The 14861-nt window shown below is 66.3% G+C and carries 17 protein-coding genes and 2 riboswitches; of the genes, 9 read left to right on the forward strand and 8 right to left on the reverse strand.

From position 1 onward, the window contains the following. The 4 genes from CCR94_RS10195 to CCR94_RS10210 all read left to right on the forward strand — a co-directional run. On the forward strand, window positions 1-1324 hold a 1324-nt coding region (locus tag CCR94_RS10195), incomplete at its 5' end, for a chemotaxis protein CheA (protein ID WP_146089946.1). Next, the gene (locus CCR94_RS10200; RefSeq protein ID WP_104507758.1) at window positions 1324-1578 is read left to right on the forward strand and encodes a hypothetical protein; all 255 of its coding nucleotides are present in this window, start codon (window positions 1324-1326) and stop codon (window positions 1576-1578) included. The genes CCR94_RS10195 and CCR94_RS10200, both read left to right, overlap by 1 nt. A 166-nt stretch (window positions 1579-1744) precedes the next feature. After that, entirely contained in the window at window positions 1745-2119 is a 375-nt protein-coding gene (locus CCR94_RS10205) for a response regulator (protein WP_104507759.1), read from the forward strand. 2 nt (window positions 2120-2121) lie between these two features. Next, a complete protein-coding gene (locus CCR94_RS10210) occupies window positions 2122-3318 on the forward strand; it encodes a methyl-accepting chemotaxis protein (RefSeq protein ID WP_104507760.1) in 1197 nt (398 codons plus the stop codon). A 15-nt stretch (window positions 3319-3333) separates the two neighbouring features. Here CCR94_RS10210 and CCR94_RS10215 read toward each other — a convergent pair whose 3' ends face one another. Further along, window positions 3334-4620, reverse strand: a complete 1287-nt coding sequence (locus tag CCR94_RS10215) for a methyl-accepting chemotaxis protein (protein WP_104507761.1) — start codon at window positions 4618-4620, stop codon at window positions 3334-3336. Window positions 4621-4622: 2 nt separating this feature from the next. After that, window positions 4623-4997: a response regulator gene (locus CCR94_RS10220; RefSeq protein ID WP_104507762.1), complete on the reverse strand. Its 375-nt coding sequence runs from the start codon at window positions 4995-4997 to the stop codon at window positions 4623-4625. A 504-nt stretch (window positions 4998-5501) separates the two neighbouring features. Beyond that, window positions 5502-5701: riboswitch (cobalamin riboswitch) on the forward strand. Between the two features lie 44 nt (window positions 5702-5745). On the opposite strand from CCR94_RS10220, the gene bluB reads away from it, so the two are divergent. From bluB to CCR94_RS10245, 5 genes are all read left to right on the forward strand, one after another. Then, window positions 5746-6492, forward strand: coding sequence for a 5,6-dimethylbenzimidazole synthase (gene bluB, locus CCR94_RS10225; RefSeq protein ID WP_104507807.1), 747 nt, complete (start codon window positions 5746-5748; stop codon window positions 6490-6492). Between the two features lie 51 nt (window positions 6493-6543). Then, a riboswitch (cobalamin riboswitch) is annotated at window positions 6544-6771 on the forward strand. 44 nt (window positions 6772-6815) lie between these two features. Then, on the forward strand, window positions 6816-7484 hold the full coding sequence (locus tag CCR94_RS10230; RefSeq protein WP_104507763.1) for an energy-coupling factor ABC transporter permease: 669 nt from the start codon (window positions 6816-6818) through the stop codon (window positions 7482-7484). Next, window positions 7484-7774 carry an energy-coupling factor ABC transporter substrate-binding protein gene (locus CCR94_RS10235; protein ID WP_104507764.1) on the forward strand — a complete coding sequence of 97 codons (291 nt, stop codon included), beginning with the start codon at window positions 7484-7486 and terminating at the stop codon, window positions 7772-7774. The genes CCR94_RS10230 and CCR94_RS10235 overlap by 1 nt, the downstream gene beginning before the upstream one ends. Continuing rightward, the gene (gene cbiQ, locus CCR94_RS10240) at window positions 7758-8486 is read left to right on the forward strand and encodes a cobalt ECF transporter T component CbiQ (protein ID WP_104507765.1); all 729 of its coding nucleotides are present in this window, start codon (window positions 7758-7760) and stop codon (window positions 8484-8486) included. Before CCR94_RS10235 ends, cbiQ begins: the two co-directional genes overlap by 17 nt. Further along, window positions 8483-9316 (forward strand): energy-coupling factor ABC transporter ATP-binding protein, encoded by an 834-nt coding sequence (locus tag CCR94_RS10245; RefSeq protein ID WP_104507766.1) that lies wholly within the window; start codon window positions 8483-8485, stop codon window positions 9314-9316. Before cbiQ ends, CCR94_RS10245 begins: the two co-directional genes overlap by 4 nt. On the opposite strand, the gene CCR94_RS10250 is transcribed toward CCR94_RS10245, so the two are convergent. Genes CCR94_RS10250 through cbiE form a run of 6 tightly spaced genes read right to left on the reverse strand, consistent with a single transcriptional unit; the run spans window position 9303 to window position 14856 of the window. Then, window positions 9303-10379 carry a cobalt-precorrin-5B (C(1))-methyltransferase gene (locus CCR94_RS10250; protein ID WP_104507767.1) on the reverse strand — a complete coding sequence of 359 codons (1077 nt, stop codon included), beginning with the start codon at window positions 10377-10379 and terminating at the stop codon, window positions 9303-9305. The genes CCR94_RS10245 and CCR94_RS10250 overlap by 14 nt on opposite strands. Window positions 10380-10387: 8 nt before the next feature. Continuing rightward, a complete protein-coding gene (locus tag CCR94_RS10255; RefSeq protein WP_104507768.1) occupies window positions 10388-11704 on the reverse strand; it encodes a cobyrinic acid a,c-diamide synthase CobB in 1317 nt (438 codons plus the stop codon). Then, entirely contained in the window at window positions 11701-12510 is an 810-nt protein-coding gene (cobA, locus tag CCR94_RS10260; protein WP_104507769.1) for a uroporphyrinogen-III C-methyltransferase, read from the reverse strand. The genes CCR94_RS10255 and cobA overlap by 4 nt, the downstream gene beginning before the upstream one ends. Beyond that, window positions 12507-13277, reverse strand: a complete 771-nt coding sequence (gene cobM, locus CCR94_RS10265; protein ID WP_104507770.1) for a precorrin-4 C(11)-methyltransferase — start codon at window positions 13275-13277, stop codon at window positions 12507-12509. Before cobM ends, cobA begins: the two co-directional genes overlap by 4 nt. After that, window positions 13277-13654, reverse strand: a complete 378-nt coding sequence (locus CCR94_RS10270; protein ID WP_104507771.1) for a cobalamin biosynthesis protein — start codon at window positions 13652-13654, stop codon at window positions 13277-13279. Before CCR94_RS10270 ends, cobM begins: the two co-directional genes overlap by 1 nt. After that, window positions 13651-14856 (reverse strand): precorrin-6y C5,15-methyltransferase (decarboxylating) subunit CbiE, encoded by a 1206-nt coding sequence (gene cbiE / locus CCR94_RS10275; protein ID WP_104507808.1) that lies wholly within the window; start codon window positions 14854-14856, stop codon window positions 13651-13653. Before cbiE ends, CCR94_RS10270 begins: the two co-directional genes overlap by 4 nt. Window positions 14857-14861 lie beyond the last annotated feature (5 nt).

The raw sequence follows: 14861 nt of genomic DNA on the forward strand, positions 1-14861 counted from the left end.
CCTGGAGGTTTTCGCACGCGACGAGGCGGCGACGGCGCCCGCGCCCGTCGTTCTCGCGCCGCCCCCCGCCGCCGCCCATCCCGAGCCGCCGCCCGCGAAAACCGCCGCCGGGGAAGCGCCCGCCGACAAGCGCGACCATGGCAAACACGAGGCCAAGAAAACGCTGCGCGTCGATCAGGCCAAGATCGACCTGTTGATGAATCTCATCGGCGAACTGGTGGTGTCGAAGAACAGCCTGCCCTTCCTCGCCAAGCGCGCGGAGGAGGTCCATGGCTCCCGCGAGATGTCGCGCGAGATCAAGGACCAGTATGCGGTGATCGACCGTCTCGCGCAGGAGATGCAATCGGCGATCATGGCCGTGCGCATGTTGCCGGTCAGCGATGTGTTCGACCGCTTTCCCCGTCTGGTGCGCGATGTCGCGCGCCGGCTCGGCAAGGAGGTCGAGCTGACCGTCTCGGGCGGCGACACCGCCGCCGACAAGACCATCATCGAGGCCCTGGGCGATCCGCTGCTGCATATCGTGCGCAATTCGCTCGATCATGGCGTCGAATCCGCCGAGGAGCGCCGCGCGGCGGGCAAGCCGCCGGTCTCGGAACTGACCATGCGCGCCTATCAGGAAGCCGACAGCGTCGTCATCGAGGTCCAGGACGACGGCCGCGGCATCGACCCGGCGCGCATCCGCGCCGCCGCGATCGAAAAGGGCGTGATCACCGCCGAGCGCGGCACCGCGATGACCGACGTCGAATGCGTCAATCTGATCTTCGCGCCGGGCTTTTCCACCGTCAGCCAGGTCTCCGACCTGTCCGGGCGCGGCGTCGGCATGGATGTGGTGCGCACCACCATCGAGGGGTTTGGCGGGCGCGTCCAGGTCTCCTCCACGCCGGGCAAGGGCGCGCTGACGCGCCTGACCCTGCCCCTGAGCATGGCGGTGACGCGGATCATGATCATCGAGGGCGCCGGCGGCCAATATGGCGTGCCCATGGACATGATCGTCGAAACCGTGCGCATCGACAAGTCGCGCATCCATCGCGTCAAGCAAAGCGAGACCTTCATTTTGCGCGAGCAGTTGGTCCCGCTGACGCGGCTGGCCGACCTGCTCGGCGAGCCGGCGCTGGACAAGGACTATGACGCGCCGGAGGCCGTGCTGGTGTGCCGGATCGACGGCCGGCTGGTTGGTGTGGTGATCGACGATTTCCGCATTGGCATGGACGTGGTGTTGAAGCCGCTGGAAGGCATTGTCGCGAGTTCGCGCGGCTTTTCCGGCACCACTTTGCTCGGCGACGGCCGCGTGCTGCTGGTGCTCGATCTCAAGGAGCTGCTGTGATGCCTGTTCTCTACGAAGACGGGGTTGTCCGCTTTCACGATCATTGCGCCGTCGAGGAGGCGGTGGAGCTGGCGGAGAAACTCTCGGTCGAACCGATGCCCGACCTGGACTTGAGCGAATGCGGCGGCATGCATTCGGCCCTGTTTCAATTGATCGTGGCCGCGCGGCCGAAGATTTTGGCCTGGCCGGAACACGGCCATCTCGCGGATCTGCTGCGCAAGGCGCTCGGCGCCGATCACGAGGCGGAAGCGTGAACGCCGCGTGAGATTTACGTAACGTCATTACTATAGATATTCATCGCGCGCATAGAATAAATATTCTTGGCGTTCATAAATTTTTCGGTTTTTATTTTACAATCGAATTCACTGGCTTGTAGGGATTGAGGCGTCTCTTGCGTCTCGAAAGACCTACGAGGACAGCATGACGGACACTGTTTTGATCGTTGACGATTCGCCTTCGATCCGGTTCAGCATTTCCACAATTCTCTCGAAGACGCATCTGGACGCGCAGACCGCCAGCAGCGCCGAGGAGGCGCTGTCGCTCATGCAGGCGGGGTTGCGCCCGCACATTCTGATCACGGATCTGCACATGGGTCCGATGGATGGCGTCGAACTGATCCGCCAGACCCGCAAAATTCCCGGCCTGCAATTCATTCCCATTCTGATGCTGACGACAGAATCGCATCGGGCCGAGCGGCAGGAAGCCAAGGATGCGGGCGGAACGGGCTGGCTGGTCAAGCCGGTGGACGGTCTGAAATTGTTGCAATTGGTCGCGCAACTGGCGCCGGAGAGTTGAGCATGCTGGGTCGCCCGTCGTTGAAATCGCAACTCGCCGCCGGAGTCGCGGTCGTCGGCGCCGGCGCCGGCCATGCGCTCGGTCTGTCCTGGGAGGGCGAGGCGTTCTCGGTGCTCACCGGTCTCGCCGGTCTCGCCAGCGGCGCCTGGCTGCCCCGTCGCGCGCAGGAAGGATTGGCCGCGCCGGCGCCGGTCCCGGACGCCAAACCCGAATCCGCTCTGGCCGAAAATCCCGACGCCCCCAATCCTGACGTGGTGTTGGCGCCGCGCGAGCTGTTCGATTATCTCGAAGGCATCCAGCGCCTGCTCGAGCGCGCCTCGCGCGACGGCGCTTCCGTGGCCGAGGAAACCGAGCAAGCGGCCATGACCATCATCGGCCGGTTGCACGATCTCGATGGCGCCATGTCGTCCCTGGTGTCCTGCGTCGAAGAGGGGTCCGGCCATGACATCGAGACCATAGCCCGCGAAGCGGATGAGCAGATCGAGGCCAGCGCGCAGCACATCGCCGATTTCGCCGCGCGCCGCAGCCGCGACCTGAAGAAAGGTTATGCCGAATTCGCGCGAATCGAGGAGGTCGCCCAGCAGCTTGCGGCCAGCATAGCGGGGGTGCGCGGCATCGCCCGCCAGACCAATATGCTCGCGCTCAACGCCACCATTGAAGCGGCGCGCGCCGGCGAGGCGGGCGCGGGCTTCGCGGTGGTCGCGGCGGAGGTGAAGGGACAGGCGCGCGCCTGCGACGGGCTGGCGGTCCAGGTCGAAAACCAGATCGGCGAATTCCGCGCGACGGTGCGGACCAATCTCAAGCGCATCGCCGGCGCGCAGGACGAGGCCGAACGCGCGGACCTCGAAGCCATCGGCCAGGAAATCCGGCGTCTCAACGACACCACGCAGGCGATCCTGTCGTCGCAGCAGACCACCCTGCGCATGGTCGGCGAGCGCAACGCCGCCATTTCGGAAAGTCTCGTCGCCGTGATCGCCGCCGTGCAGTTCCAGGACGTCGCCAAGCAGCGCCTCAGCCATCTCGACGGCATGTTCGAGCTCGCCCATCTCGATATCGAGCGCATGCGCGCGCAGGCCGGCGACCGTGAAATCAAGCATGTGCCGGACGTCGATGCGCTGCTCGCGCGCGTCGCCGAGGACGGGCCGTCCTGCCCGCGCGCCCAGATCGAAGGCGGGCTCGCGATTGAACTGTTCGACTGAGAAAAGCCGGCGGGATCAGAACAATTCGATTTCCAGATCGCCGCGCGCGACCGCGTCGCGGCCGGACGGGCCTTCTTCCGCGACGGATTGCATCAGGTGTTCGGCGTTGGGAATTTTCGGGTTGCGCGAATTTTTCAATTCATTGGCCAGGACGCTGAGGGTTTCGCGCGCTTCGTTGAAAATCTTGTCGAGATGGGTGAGGCGCTGCTTGGCGACATCCTGGAACTGCACGGCGCCGATCAGATTGACCAGATTGTTGGAGACGCGCACGTTCTCGGCCGCGACCCGCGTCAACGTTTGTTGCTGCGCCGCGAGAATGCCGCCCATGTCCTCGGTGACATTGCGAACCTCGTCGCCAATCTTGACGAGATCGACGCGATCGGCCTCGGCGCGCTGCCCGACCATTCCGTCCATGCTCTGGCGAATGGCGGTGCGCAATTCCTCGATGTTCTGGCCGACCTGCGCGGCCATGCGGTCCGACCCTTGCGCCAGGCGCTTGACCTCCGCCGCGACCACGGCGAAGCCGGCGCCGGCGGAACCGGCGCGGGCCGCCTCGATCGAGGCGTTGAGCGCGAGCAGGTTGGTCTGGCGGGCGATGCCGCGCAGGCCGGAAATATTGGTATGCAATTGCTGACTGATGGTTTCGATTTCGGCCAGACGGTCGAAGCCCTGCTGGATCTCGCCGTCGTGCTTCTGGACCACTTCGGCGATCATCTGGACATTGGCGCCGATGTGCACGCGCGCGTTTTCCACCAGCGCCTCGATCTCGTTGCCGCGCCCGGCGGTGTCGCCGGCGAGAGCGCCCAGCAGTTCCGACAACGAGGCGTCGATGTCGCCGAGCCGGGAAATGATGACGCCGGCGGCCTTTTCGGTCTCGTCGATCACCGCGAGATTGTCGCTGGTGGCGCGCAGCAGCATGCGCTCGTAGGTTTCGAGATGATCGATCAGTTGCGGGCAGGATCCCTCCATCAGTTGCGGGCAGGGACCGGAATGCAGCGGCCTGGTCGCGCACTGCGCCGCGCGGGCGCAATTATATTCCCCGCACGGCGGTTCGGCCGCCAATTGCGCGGCCTGGACCGGTCGATGCGCCGACGGAAGAAGGGGGCCGGAGGGAAGCGCGGCCGCGCGCCGCGCGCCTAGAAAGGCGGCGAGGCCCATGCCGCCCAAGACTTCCAGCGCCGTGAGGGCGACGACGGCCGGGGAAGCGCCCAGGGCCGCCGCGCTGGCCGCGCCGAGCGAGGGCGCGACGACGAAGGCGAACGGTTTGAGCCAGGAAGCTCCCGACTCGATGGAAATGGGCATGTTCACCGATCCGGAATGAATTGATCGACGAGTTTTGTCAGGCTCGCGGGGTTGACCGGCTTGACCAGCCAGCCGGTGGCGCCGGCCAAACGGGCTTCCTGACGCTTCGCCTGTTCGGATTCCGTCGTCAGCATCAGGATCGGGATGAACGTCATGCCCGGCGCCTTGCGCGCCTCGCGGATCAGTTCGATGCCGTTCATCTTGCCCATGTTGAGATCGGTGATCATCAGGCGCGGCTTGAGTCCGGAGCGCAGCTTGCCGAGGGCTTCCTCGCCGCTGGCCGCCTGCTCGACCTTGAGGCCCATCTTGGTCAGCATGCCGCCTATGCTCATCAGCATGGTGGGAGAATCGTCGACGATCAGGGCGATGGCGGACATGGCAAGCTCCGTTGGCCTTTATGGGGCAGACACATGGGAATTCCGTCGCGGCGCTTGCGCCAGCCCAACTTTGCCTCAGGCTTGCTGGCGCCGGCTCTTGTTGTCCTCGATCGTTCTCCGGACGTCGGCGTCCTTTTCGTGACGCCCGTATGAACAATTCCTGGTTGTAGTCCTCAAGGATGAAGAACTTCTCAACAGGATGCGGCTGATACGGATTCTTGGAAGAACAAAGGCATAACAGGTAGATGATCTAACTCTTGACGCGCTCTTGACGCGGATTTGCAAGGCCGTCGCCCGGCGCATTGCTACCCTGGATTGCGTTCGCAAGCTCGACTTGTTCCGCCCGCGCCAATTTCGGTGATTTCCGGGCGGCGCGACGCGCGTCCAGGAGCCTCGGCGCGCCGCGTGGCGGGTTCGCGATCGGCTGGTGGCCAGGGAGGACGTTTGGCGGCATGGTCATCGCGAATGACTCGCCGCGCATTGGCGGCCGCCAAAAATCTTGCTAGGGAAGCGCCTCCCGCCGGCGCCCGCGTGAAAACGCGGGAGAATCGGGAACGCGGTGACAGGCCGCGACGCGCCCAGCGCTGTATGGGGGACTGACGAAACATCGCGCCACTGGCCCATTCCTGTGCTTCAGGGGGCTGGGAAGGCGTTTCGTCGGGGTGAGCCCGAGTCAGAAGACCGGCCGGTGGGAATTATTTCGGCGCGCATGGACGACGCGGCGAAAGCGCCATCAAGGGGAATGACGATGGATGAGTCTGTGAAACTGCCCGCCCTGCCGCTGCCCGACGCCGAACGCGCCGGGGTTTACCGCGCCATCATGACCCGTCGCGACACGCGCGGCGAATTCCTGCCCGATCCCGTGTCCGACGAGACGCTCGGCCGCTTGCTGGTCGCCGCGCATCACGCGCCTTCGGTCGGTTTCATGCAGCCCTGGAGTTTTGTCGTCATTCGCGGCCAGGAGACCAAGCAGCGCGTGCATGACGCCTTCCTGAAGGCGCATGCCGAGGCCGCGCTGATGTTTCCCGAGGCCAAGCGCGACACCTATCGGTCGCTGAAACTCGAAGGGATCATGGAGGCGCCGATCAACATTTGCATCACCTGCGACCGCGACCGCGCCGGTCCGGTGGTGATCGGGCGCACGCATATTCCGGCCATGGACCTGTTCAGCTCGGTCTGCGCCGTGCAGAATCTCTGGCTCGCGGCGCGCGCGGAAGGTTTGGGCGTCGGCTGGGTCAGCATCTTCGACAATGAGGTGGTGCGGCGCGCCTTGGACATTCCCGAGCGCATCGTTCCCGTCGCCTATCTCTGCGTCGGCAAGGTGAAATTCTATCATCCCAAGCCGGAGCTGGAGGCCGCCGGATGGCGCGAGCGCCTGCCGCTGGAACAGTTGGTGCATTTCGACCATTGGGGCCGCCAGGACGCCGAGCCCGGCCTGTTGGGCGCCTTGCGCGATCTCGAAGGCAAGGCGCGCGCGGGCGGAGATCTTTTCTGAGGTCGGGCCGCCCCCTCCAGCGAAAGCAACGCTTGTCGGAACCGCCGTCCCGGTTTATGGACAGATGACGGTTCCGCGCGGGCAAAACCCGCCGGTGAAAAGGGAACACGGTTGAAATCCGTGGCTGTCCCCGCAACTGTGAGCGGCGAGAAATCGGCTCTGGATCGCCCACGCGATCCGCCACTGGCGTTTGTCCCCAACCTCCGGGGGCCTGCGCCGGGAAGGTTTGCCGAGATTGGACCCGCGAGCCAGGAGACCTGCCGTCGCATCAGCGCAACACACCCGGACGGGGCGGTCCGGGGCGCGGTTTTGGAGGCGGTCCTATGCATATCATGGAAGGTTTTCTGCCGGTCGGCCATGCGGTCGGATGGTTCGTGGCTTCGGCGCCCTTCGTCGTCGCCGGCGGCGTTTCCCTGCGCCGTATTTTGCGCGAGCGGCCGGAGGCGCGGCTGAACCTCGCCGCCGCCGGGGCCTATGCCTTCGTGCTGTCGGCGCTGAAAATGCCCAGCGTCACCGGTTCGTGCTCGCATCCGACCGGCGTCGGCCTGGGCGCCGTGGTGTTCGGGCCTGCCGTCATGGCGGTGCTCGGGACCATCATCCTGCTGTTTCAGGCGCTGCTGCTGGCCCATGGCGGCCTGACCACGCTCGGCGCCAATGTGTTTTCCATGGCCATTGTCGGTCCCTGGGTGAGTTACGCCATTTGGAAGGGTTTGCGCGGTTTTGGGGTTTCCATTGCGATCGCGGTGTTTTTCGCCGCCGCGCTTGGCGATCTCGCAACTTACGCCACCACCGCCGTGCAGCTTTCGCTGGCCTATCCCGACGCCGAGACCGGCTTTTTCGGCTCGCTGGTCAAGTTCGGCTCCATTTTCGCCGTCACGCAGATTCCGCTCGCTGTCGCCGAGGGTTTCTTGACCGTGGTGGTGATGAACGCTCTGTCCGGCCGCGCCGGCAAGGTCGATGAAATCGCCGTTCTGTCGGGGGAGGCGCGCTGATGTCGAACAAGCTCCGCACAACCCTGCTGCTCGCCGCCACCGTCGTCCTGATCGCAGCGCCACTGGTCGTTCCCGGTCTCGGCGGCGATTTCAAGGGGTCCGACGACAAGGGGACGGAAGCCATTTCCGAACTGGCGCCGGGCTACAAGCCCTGGTTCAAGTCGCTGTGGACGCCGCCTTCGGACGAGGTCGAAAGCCTGCTGTTTTCCTTGCAGGCGGCGCTGGGCGCCGGCTTCCTCGGCTATGTGATCGGCCGCCGCTCGGCGCGCAAAAATGTCGCCGATCGATAGGGAAGCGCATCTCAACCGCTGGCGCGGAAAACCGCTCGCCGAAAAATTGCTGCTCGCCTTGGGCATGATGGTTTTGGCGCTGGTTTTGAAGCCTTGGCCGGGGGCGGCTGTCGTCGCCGTCGCCATGACGGGCGCCGCGCTTTTGGGCGCGCGGGTTTCGTTGAAAGTGTGGGGCGCCTGCGCCGCCGCGCCGGTCGGCTTTCTGGCCGTCGGCGCGGTGTCGCTGGCGCTGCGCATCGATGGCCACGGCGTCGGGTTGGCGCCCGGCGGTTTTGAGGCCGCCGGCGACCTCGCGGTAAAATCGTTCGCCGGCGTGACCTGTTTGCTGTTTCTCGCCTTGACCACGCCGACCAGCGATCTGCTTGCCGGCGCGCGGCGGATCGGCGTTCCCTCGGAAATCACCGAACTGGCTTTGCTGATGTATCGCTTTCTGTTCATTCTCGCCGATGCCGCCGTGGCGATGGATGCGGCGCAGGCGGCGCGGCTCGGCCATGCCACCAAAAGGCGGCGGCTGCGGTCGCTTGGCCTGCTCGCCGCCAATCTGCTGCCGCGCGCGCTCGACCGGGCGCGGCGCATGGAGGTCGGCCTTTTCGCGCGAGGTTGGCGTGGCGAGATGCGCGTGCTGTCGGATCGGCCCGGCCCGAGCGCGCGGGGGATGGCGCTGGTTTGCGCCGTTCTCGGCGCCACGGCGCTGGTCGGGGTTTTGCCATGAGCGCGCTGCTGGAGGCGCGGGGCCTTTCCTATAGCTATCCCGGCGGGGTTTCCGCCTTGGCGGCGTTGGACATCTCGGTGGGGCGCGGCCGGAAACTGGCCATTCTCGGCCCCAATGGCGCCGGCAAGACCACGCTGCTGCTGCATCTCAACGGCACGCTGCGGCCTTCTTCCGGCGACATCCGGCTGGATGGCGCGGCTGTCGGGTATGAACGCGACGCCTTGATTGGCTGGCGGCGCCGCGTCGGGCTTGTGCTTCAGGACGCCGACGACCAGCTTTTCGCCGCGAGCGTGGCGGAGGATGTTTCGTTCGGGCCGCTCAATCTGGGCCTGAGCGACGAGGAAACGCGGCGGCGCGTGGCCGAGGCGCTGGCGGCGCTAAAAATCGCCGATCTGGCGGAGCGTCCGACGCACATGCTGTCGTTTGGCCAGAAAAAACGCGCGGCCATCGCCGGGGCGCTCGCCATGCGGCCGGAGATTTTGCTGCTCGACGAGCCGACGGCCGGTCTCGACCGGGCCGGCGCCGCCTTGCTGCTTGACGCGTTGAAGCGGCTTTCGGAGGCGGGAACGACCTTGGTTTTTACCACGCATGACGTCGATTTGGCCTGGGCCTTCGCCGATGAAGCCGCGCTGTTTTGCGACGGGCGGGTGGTGGCTCAGGGCGACGTGGCCGAGGTGCTGGTCGATGGCGCGGTTTTGGCGCGGGCGCAGTTGCAGCCGCCGCTGCTGGCGCGTTTAGGTTTGGCGCTGCGCGACAAGGGGTTGCTGGACCGGGATGCCGGCCTGCCGCGCCAGGAAGACGCGCTGTTGGCATTGATCAATCGGGGATAGCGCGGAAGCCGGTCTGCGCCAGCAGGCGACCGTCGCGGTCGAACACGATCAGGTTCAGCGCGCAATTTGTGCGCAGGGATTTGGCGGCGGTATGCCACGCGGCTTCGGCGACCGGACCCGCCAGATCAATGCCGGCGGCATCAGCGATTTCGAAGGCGTGTTTGGCGGAATTGGCGTTGCGAATGTCCGACGCGGCGCCGCCGCCAAAACCCGCCAAAAAATCGAGATCGACTTGGCCGCGCTTGGAATGCAGGTCGAGCAGACCTTGCGCGAGCTTGGTCATTTTCGCCATGCCGCCGGCCACCGCCACGCGCGGGACCGGGTTCTTGTGCAGATATTTCAGCATGCCGCCGACGAAATCGCCCATGTCGATCAGGGCCTCTTCCGGCAGTCCCAGCAGTTGTTTTACCGCAGCCTCGCTGGTCGATCCCGTGGCGCCGGCGAGGGTTGTGAGGCCCATGGCGCGCGCCACGTCTATGCCGCGATGGATGCTGGCGATCCAGGCGGAGCAGGAAAACGGCGTGACAATGCCTGTCGTGCCGAGGATCGACAGGCCGCCCAGAATGCCGAGACGGGCGTTGAGCGTGCGCGCCGCGATCTTTTCGCCGCTGGGGATGGAGATTTCGACGTTGACGTCGGCTGTGCGGTTTTGCAAAGCGGCTTCCGCTTGCAGGTTGGCGCGGATCATTTCGCGGGGCATGGGATTGATGGCGGGTTCGCCCGGCGGCAGCGGCAGGCCCGGCCGCGTGACGGTGCCCACGCCTTCGCCGGCGGCAAAAGTGACGCCCGTTCCCGGCGCGGTCCAGCGCAGCGTGGCGATCAGGGTCGCGCCATGGGTGACATCGGGATCGTCGCCGGCGTCCTTGACCACGCCGGCGCGGGCGAAATCTTTTTCGCGCTCGGTGAGGGCGAGGGCGAAGGCCGGGGTTTGGCCGCCGGGGAGCGTGATTGTGACGGGGTCTGGAAAATCCTGGTCGCACAAGGCCGCGAAAGCCGCGCGGGCGGCGGCGGTCGCGCAGGCGCCGGTCGTCCAGCCTTTGCGCAAATGCGGCGTTGCTTCCATGGCTCTTGCTATCCTGGCTCCGCGGCGATCACATGGAAAAACGAGCCGGTGACGAGGTTTTGGCGCGAGCCTACCGGCTTGGCTTCGCTGCCGTAGGCGTCGCCAGCCAGGGCGAAGGCGGGATCGCCGCCCTGGGATTCGACCGTCGCATAATGGAACTCGTGGCCCAGCAGGATTTGCCCACGAGTCCCGAGCGCGCAACCCTCCGACAGCGTGGCGCGGCGGTAGCCGAGCGTCATCTTGCGCTTGGCGAAACTGGTGGAGACCGAGAGCAGACCGGTCATGGGATGGCGCACGCCTTCAGCGTCGACAAGGGTTTGACCCAAAACCATATAGCCGCCGCACTCGCCGTGCACCGGTTTTGTTGCGGCGAAATGTCTCAGGCCGTCGATGAAATTTCTGGCGTTCGACAGGCGGCCGGCATGCAGTTCCGGATAGCCGCCGGGCAGCCAGCAGGCGTCGGCGTCTTCTGGCGGGGCCTCGTCCTGCAAAGGCGAGAAGAAGGCGATTTCCGCGCCGGCGCGGCGCCAGCCCAGCAGCAAATGGGGATAGATGAAGGAAAAGGCGGCGTCGCGCGCGAGCGCGATTTTCTGGCCAGGCGGTTTTAGCGCGTTGGTTCGCGTCGGCGTGGCGGCGAGAGGCTGCGCCGCCGCTTGAATTGCGTCGAGATCGACGTGGGCGGCGACGAAGGCGGCGAGGGTTTTGAGTTTGGCTTCGAGATCGGAGGTGTCGGCCGCCTGGACGAGGCCGAGATGGCGCTCGGGCAGAGTCACGTTTGGATCGCACGGCAGGGCGCCGAACACGGGCAGGCCCAGCTCTTCAATCGCGGTTTTTGTCAAGAGGATGTGGCGGGCGCTGCCGACCTTGTTGAGGATCACGCCGGCGATTTTTACGCTGGCGTCGTAGGCGACGAAACCTTTGGCTATTGCGGCCGCCGTCTGCGCGTGGCCGGAAACGTCGAGCACCAGCGCCACCGGAAGTTTGAGTTGGCGGGCGAGCGCGGCGGAGGAGCCGTTGCTTTCGCTGGCGCCGGGGGCGCCGTCGAACAGGCCCATCGAGGCTTCCGCGATCAGCAGGTCGGCGTCTTCGGCCGCCTTGCCGGCGAGGCCGGCGATGAGCGGTTTGTCCATCGCCCAGGTGTCGAGATTCAAACTGGGGCGGCCGGTGGCGGCGGTGTGAAACGCGCTGTCGATATAGTCCGGGCCGGACTTGACCGCGCCGACGCGCAGGCCTTGGTCGCGCAGCGCGCGCATCAGGCCGAGCGCGACCGTCGTCTTGCCGCCGCCCGAGCGCGGCGCGGCGATCAGCAGGCCGCGCGCGTTCATGCCTGGGTTCCGGCGTTGAGCAGGAAGTCTTGCAGGTGTTCGCGCAGATTGACGATGGCGCCGATCGCGATGATGGCGGGCGCGGCGCAGCCGTGGGTTTTGGCGTCGCGCGTGCAATTTTCGAGCGTCGTCACCAGCGTGCGCTGGCGCGGCGTGGTCGCCTCTTCGACGATGGCGACGGGGGTTTGGGGGTCCGCGCCGCCATCCAAAAGTTCTCCGACGATCACGTCGAGGCGCTTGATCGCCATGTAGAGGATGATCGGCAGGCCGGTTTGCGCAAGTTGGCGCCAGTCCAGGCTTTCTTCGTCTTTGGCGCAGGAATGGCCGGTCGCCAGGATCACGCCGCGATTGGCGCCGCGCGTGGTGGCGGGGATGCCGGCATAGGCGAGGCCCGCGAGGCCCGAGGTCACGCCCGGGACGATGCGGAAGTTGATGCCGGCGGCGGCCAGTTGCGCGGCTTCCTCGCCGCCGCGTCCGAACACGAAGGGGTCGCCGCCTTTGAGCCGGACGACGCGAAGGTTCTGGCGGGCGAGGTCGATCAGGCTTTCGGTGATGTCGTCCTGATGCGCGGAGGGGTGGCCGCCGCGCTTGCCGGCGAATTCGCGGCGCGCTTGCGGACGCGCGAGGGCGAGGATTTCGTCGCTGACGAGGGCGTCGTGGACGATGACGTCGGCGTGTTGCAGCGCGTGCAGCGCCAGCAGGGTGAGCAGGCCGGGATCGCCGGCGCCGGCGCCGACCAGCCAGACTTGTCCCGGCTCGAAAGTGGGCAGGTTTGACGCAAGAGGAAGCGAGGGGCGCGCGTTCATTCGGATTGGCCGCGTTGGGGGCGGAAACGGCGCAGATATTCGGGATCGTAGAGCGCGCTTTCGCGGAAATTTTCCGCCCCGAGCGCCTTGCCGACCAGGACCAGCGCCGTGCGCTCGACCGGGGATTCGGCAAAGCGCGCTTCTATGTCGGCAAGCGTGCCCCGCACGATTTTTTCGTCGGGCCAGGAAGCGCGGAAGACGATGGCGACCGGGCAATCCGCGCCGAGGATGGGGGTTAGCTCCGCCACCAGTTTGTCGAGGACGTGGATCGAGAGGTGGATGGCGAGCGTGGCGCCGGTGCGGGCGAAGGCGGCGAGGCTTTCGCTTTCGGGCATAGCCGAGGCGCGGCCGCTGGTGCGGGTCAGGACCAGGGATTGCGCGACTTCGGGCACGGTGAGTTCGCACATGAGCGCCGCCGCGCTTGCGGCGAAGGCCGGTACGCCCGGCGTGACGTCATAGGGGATGCCGAGACGGTCGAGGCGGCGGGTTTGTTCCGCCAGCGCGCTCCAGATCGAGAGGTCGCCGGAATGCAGCCGCGCCACATCCTCGCCGGCCTCGTGCGCGCGCAAAAATTCAGCCTCGATCTGGTCGAGACTCAGCGGCGCCGTGTCGATGATGCGGGCGTTGTCCGGGCAATGTTTTAACAGGGCTTTCGGCACCAGGGAGCCGGCGTAGAGGCAGACCGGCGAACTGGCGATCAGGTCGCGGCCGCGCAGGGTGATCAGGTCGGCGGCGCCGGGGCCGGCGCCGATGAAATGGATGGTCATCACGACTCCGAAGCAAGAGCGACGGCGCAGGAGACGCCGTCGAGGCTGAATTTTTCCACGATGAGGCGCGCGTTTTCGCCCGCGCCGGCGAGCGCGGCGGCTTCCGCGAGGCTGCCGACGCCTGCGAGCGCTTCTATGCGGGGGGAGTGCGAGACCACTTCGGCGGCGCGGTCTTGCAACTTTGAGTCTTCGTGGAAGGTGAGGCGCATTTGCAGGTTTTGGGCCGCGTTTTTCAGGGTTTCGCTGTCGCGTTTGCGGACGCTGGTGTGCAGGGTGGCTTCGGTTTTTTGGGCGCGGTCCAGCGCGAGGCGGACCACGCGGGCGATGGCTTCCGCCGTCGCTGTCGAACTGAAGCCGAGGCCCACCGCCGCGCTCATTTGGTCACGCTCCACTGCACGCTCGGCATGGCCGGGCGGAAGCCGCGAAAGCGGCCGATATTGTCGGCGTGGGCGAATTGGGTTTGCACCAGTTCGCCGCCGAAGCGGCGATGGGCCGCGAACAGGTCGCTTTGGCTTTCCAGTGTGACGGCGTTGACGACGAGGCGGCCGTGGGGGGCGAGCGCCGACCAGCACAGGTCGATCAGGCCGGGCGCGGTAAAGCCGCCGCCGATGAAGATGGCGTTCGGCTGTTCGAGGTCTGTCAGGGCTTTGGGCGCCTCGCCCTCGATGAGCTTGAGATGGGGGACGCCGAGAGTTGATGCGTTGCGGCTGATGCGGGCGCAACGTTCCGGGTTCTTCTCGATGGCGAGCGCGCGCGTGGACGGGTCGGCGAGCAGCCATTCGATCGAGATCGAGCCGGAGCCAGCGCCGACGTCCCACAGCAGGTCGCGCGGGCGGGGGGCGAGGTGGGCGAGGGTGAGGGCGCGCATTTCGCGCTTGGTGATCTGACCGTCGTGCTCGAACCAGTCGTCGGGCAGGCCGGGGGTTTTCGGCGGAATGCGGGCGCCTTCGCCCAAAACTTCGAGGGCGATAGTGTTGAGCGGGTCTATGCCCTCGATGTTGAAGTTTTCCGCCAATGTCGTGCGCAAAAGCTCGCGGGGGCCGCCCATGGCTTCGCAGAGGGTGAGGCGCGAGGCGCTTAAGCCGCGTTCGGTGAGGAGGGTTGCGAGTTTTTTGGGGGTGTCGCCGTCCCAGGACAGCGCGAGGATGCGGGCGCCCGGTTGCAGATGCGGGATGATCTTTTCCAGCGCGCGGCCGTGCAGCGTCACCAGCGCGCAATCTTGCAGCGGCCAGCCGAGGCGGCTGGCGGCGAGGCTGAAGGCCGACGGTTGCGGCAGGCAGAGGATTTCCGACGGTGGGACGATTTGGGCCAGCAGCGAGCCGACGCCGTAGAAGAACGGATCGCCGGAGGCCAGCACCACGACGTCTGCACCGCGCATGCTGAGGATTTTTGGAAAAGCTTCTTGCAGGGGCGAGGGCCAGGCGAGGCGCTCGGCGCGCGTTGCGCCGATCAGGTTCAGGTGCCTCGCGCCCCCGACGACGAGACGCGCTTGCGCGATCCGCGCTCGCGCGGCTAGTGAGAGACCTTCAAGCCCGTCTTCGCCGAGCCCGACTATGGTGAGCCAGGGGGACGCGCTCATGAACA

Origin of the sequence: Rhodoblastus sphagnicola, assembly GCF_002937075.1 — a bacterium.
Lineage (GTDB): Bacteria > Pseudomonadota > Alphaproteobacteria > Rhizobiales > Beijerinckiaceae > Rhodoblastus > Rhodoblastus sphagnicola.

Excerpts from the sequence above, each read along its gene's own strand:
- cobM (WP_104507770.1), bottom strand. The coding sequence starts at position 13,277 with ATGACCATCCATTTCATCGGCGCCGGCCCCGGCGCCGCCGACCTGATC.
- CCR94_RS10270 (WP_104507771.1), bottom strand. The coding sequence starts at position 13,654 with ATGAGCGCGGCGGTGGGCCTCGGCTTCAGTTCGACAGCGACGGCGGAA.
- CCR94_RS10200 (WP_104507758.1), top strand. The coding sequence starts at position 1,324 with ATGCCTGTTCTCTACGAAGACGGGGTTGTCCGCTTTCACGATCATTGC.
- cbiQ (WP_104507765.1), top strand. The coding sequence starts at position 7,758 with ATGTCGCCGATCGATAGGGAAGCGCATCTCAACCGCTGGCGCGGAAAA.
- CCR94_RS10210 (WP_104507760.1), top strand. The coding sequence starts at position 2,122 with ATGCTGGGTCGCCCGTCGTTGAAATCGCAACTCGCCGCCGGAGTCGCG.
- CCR94_RS10220 (WP_104507762.1), bottom strand. The coding sequence starts at position 4,997 with ATGTCCGCCATCGCCCTGATCGTCGACGATTCTCCCACCATGCTGATG.
- CCR94_RS10245 (WP_104507766.1), top strand. The coding sequence starts at position 8,483 with ATGAGCGCGCTGCTGGAGGCGCGGGGCCTTTCCTATAGCTATCCCGGC.
- CCR94_RS10250 (WP_104507767.1), bottom strand. The coding sequence starts at position 10,379 with ATGGAAGCAACGCCGCATTTGCGCAAAGGCTGGACGACCGGCGCCTGC.
- CCR94_RS10215 (WP_104507761.1), bottom strand. The coding sequence starts at position 4,620 with ATGCCCATTTCCATCGAGTCGGGAGCTTCCTGGCTCAAACCGTTCGCC.
- cobA (WP_104507769.1), bottom strand. The coding sequence starts at position 12,510 with ATGAACGCGCGCCCCTCGCTTCCTCTTGCGTCAAACCTGCCCACTTTC.
- CCR94_RS10255 (WP_104507768.1), bottom strand. The coding sequence starts at position 11,704 with ATGAACGCGCGCGGCCTGCTGATCGCCGCGCCGCGCTCGGGCGGCGGC.
- CCR94_RS10235 (WP_104507764.1), top strand. The coding sequence starts at position 7,484 with ATGTCGAACAAGCTCCGCACAACCCTGCTGCTCGCCGCCACCGTCGTC.
- cbiE (WP_104507808.1), bottom strand. The coding sequence starts at position 14,856 with ATGAGCGCGTCCCCCTGGCTCACCATAGTCGGGCTCGGCGAAGACGGG.
- CCR94_RS10230 (WP_104507763.1), top strand. The coding sequence starts at position 6,816 with ATGCATATCATGGAAGGTTTTCTGCCGGTCGGCCATGCGGTCGGATGG.
- CCR94_RS10205 (WP_104507759.1), top strand. The coding sequence starts at position 1,745 with ATGACGGACACTGTTTTGATCGTTGACGATTCGCCTTCGATCCGGTTC.
- bluB (WP_104507807.1), top strand. The coding sequence starts at position 5,746 with ATGGATGAGTCTGTGAAACTGCCCGCCCTGCCGCTGCCCGACGCCGAA.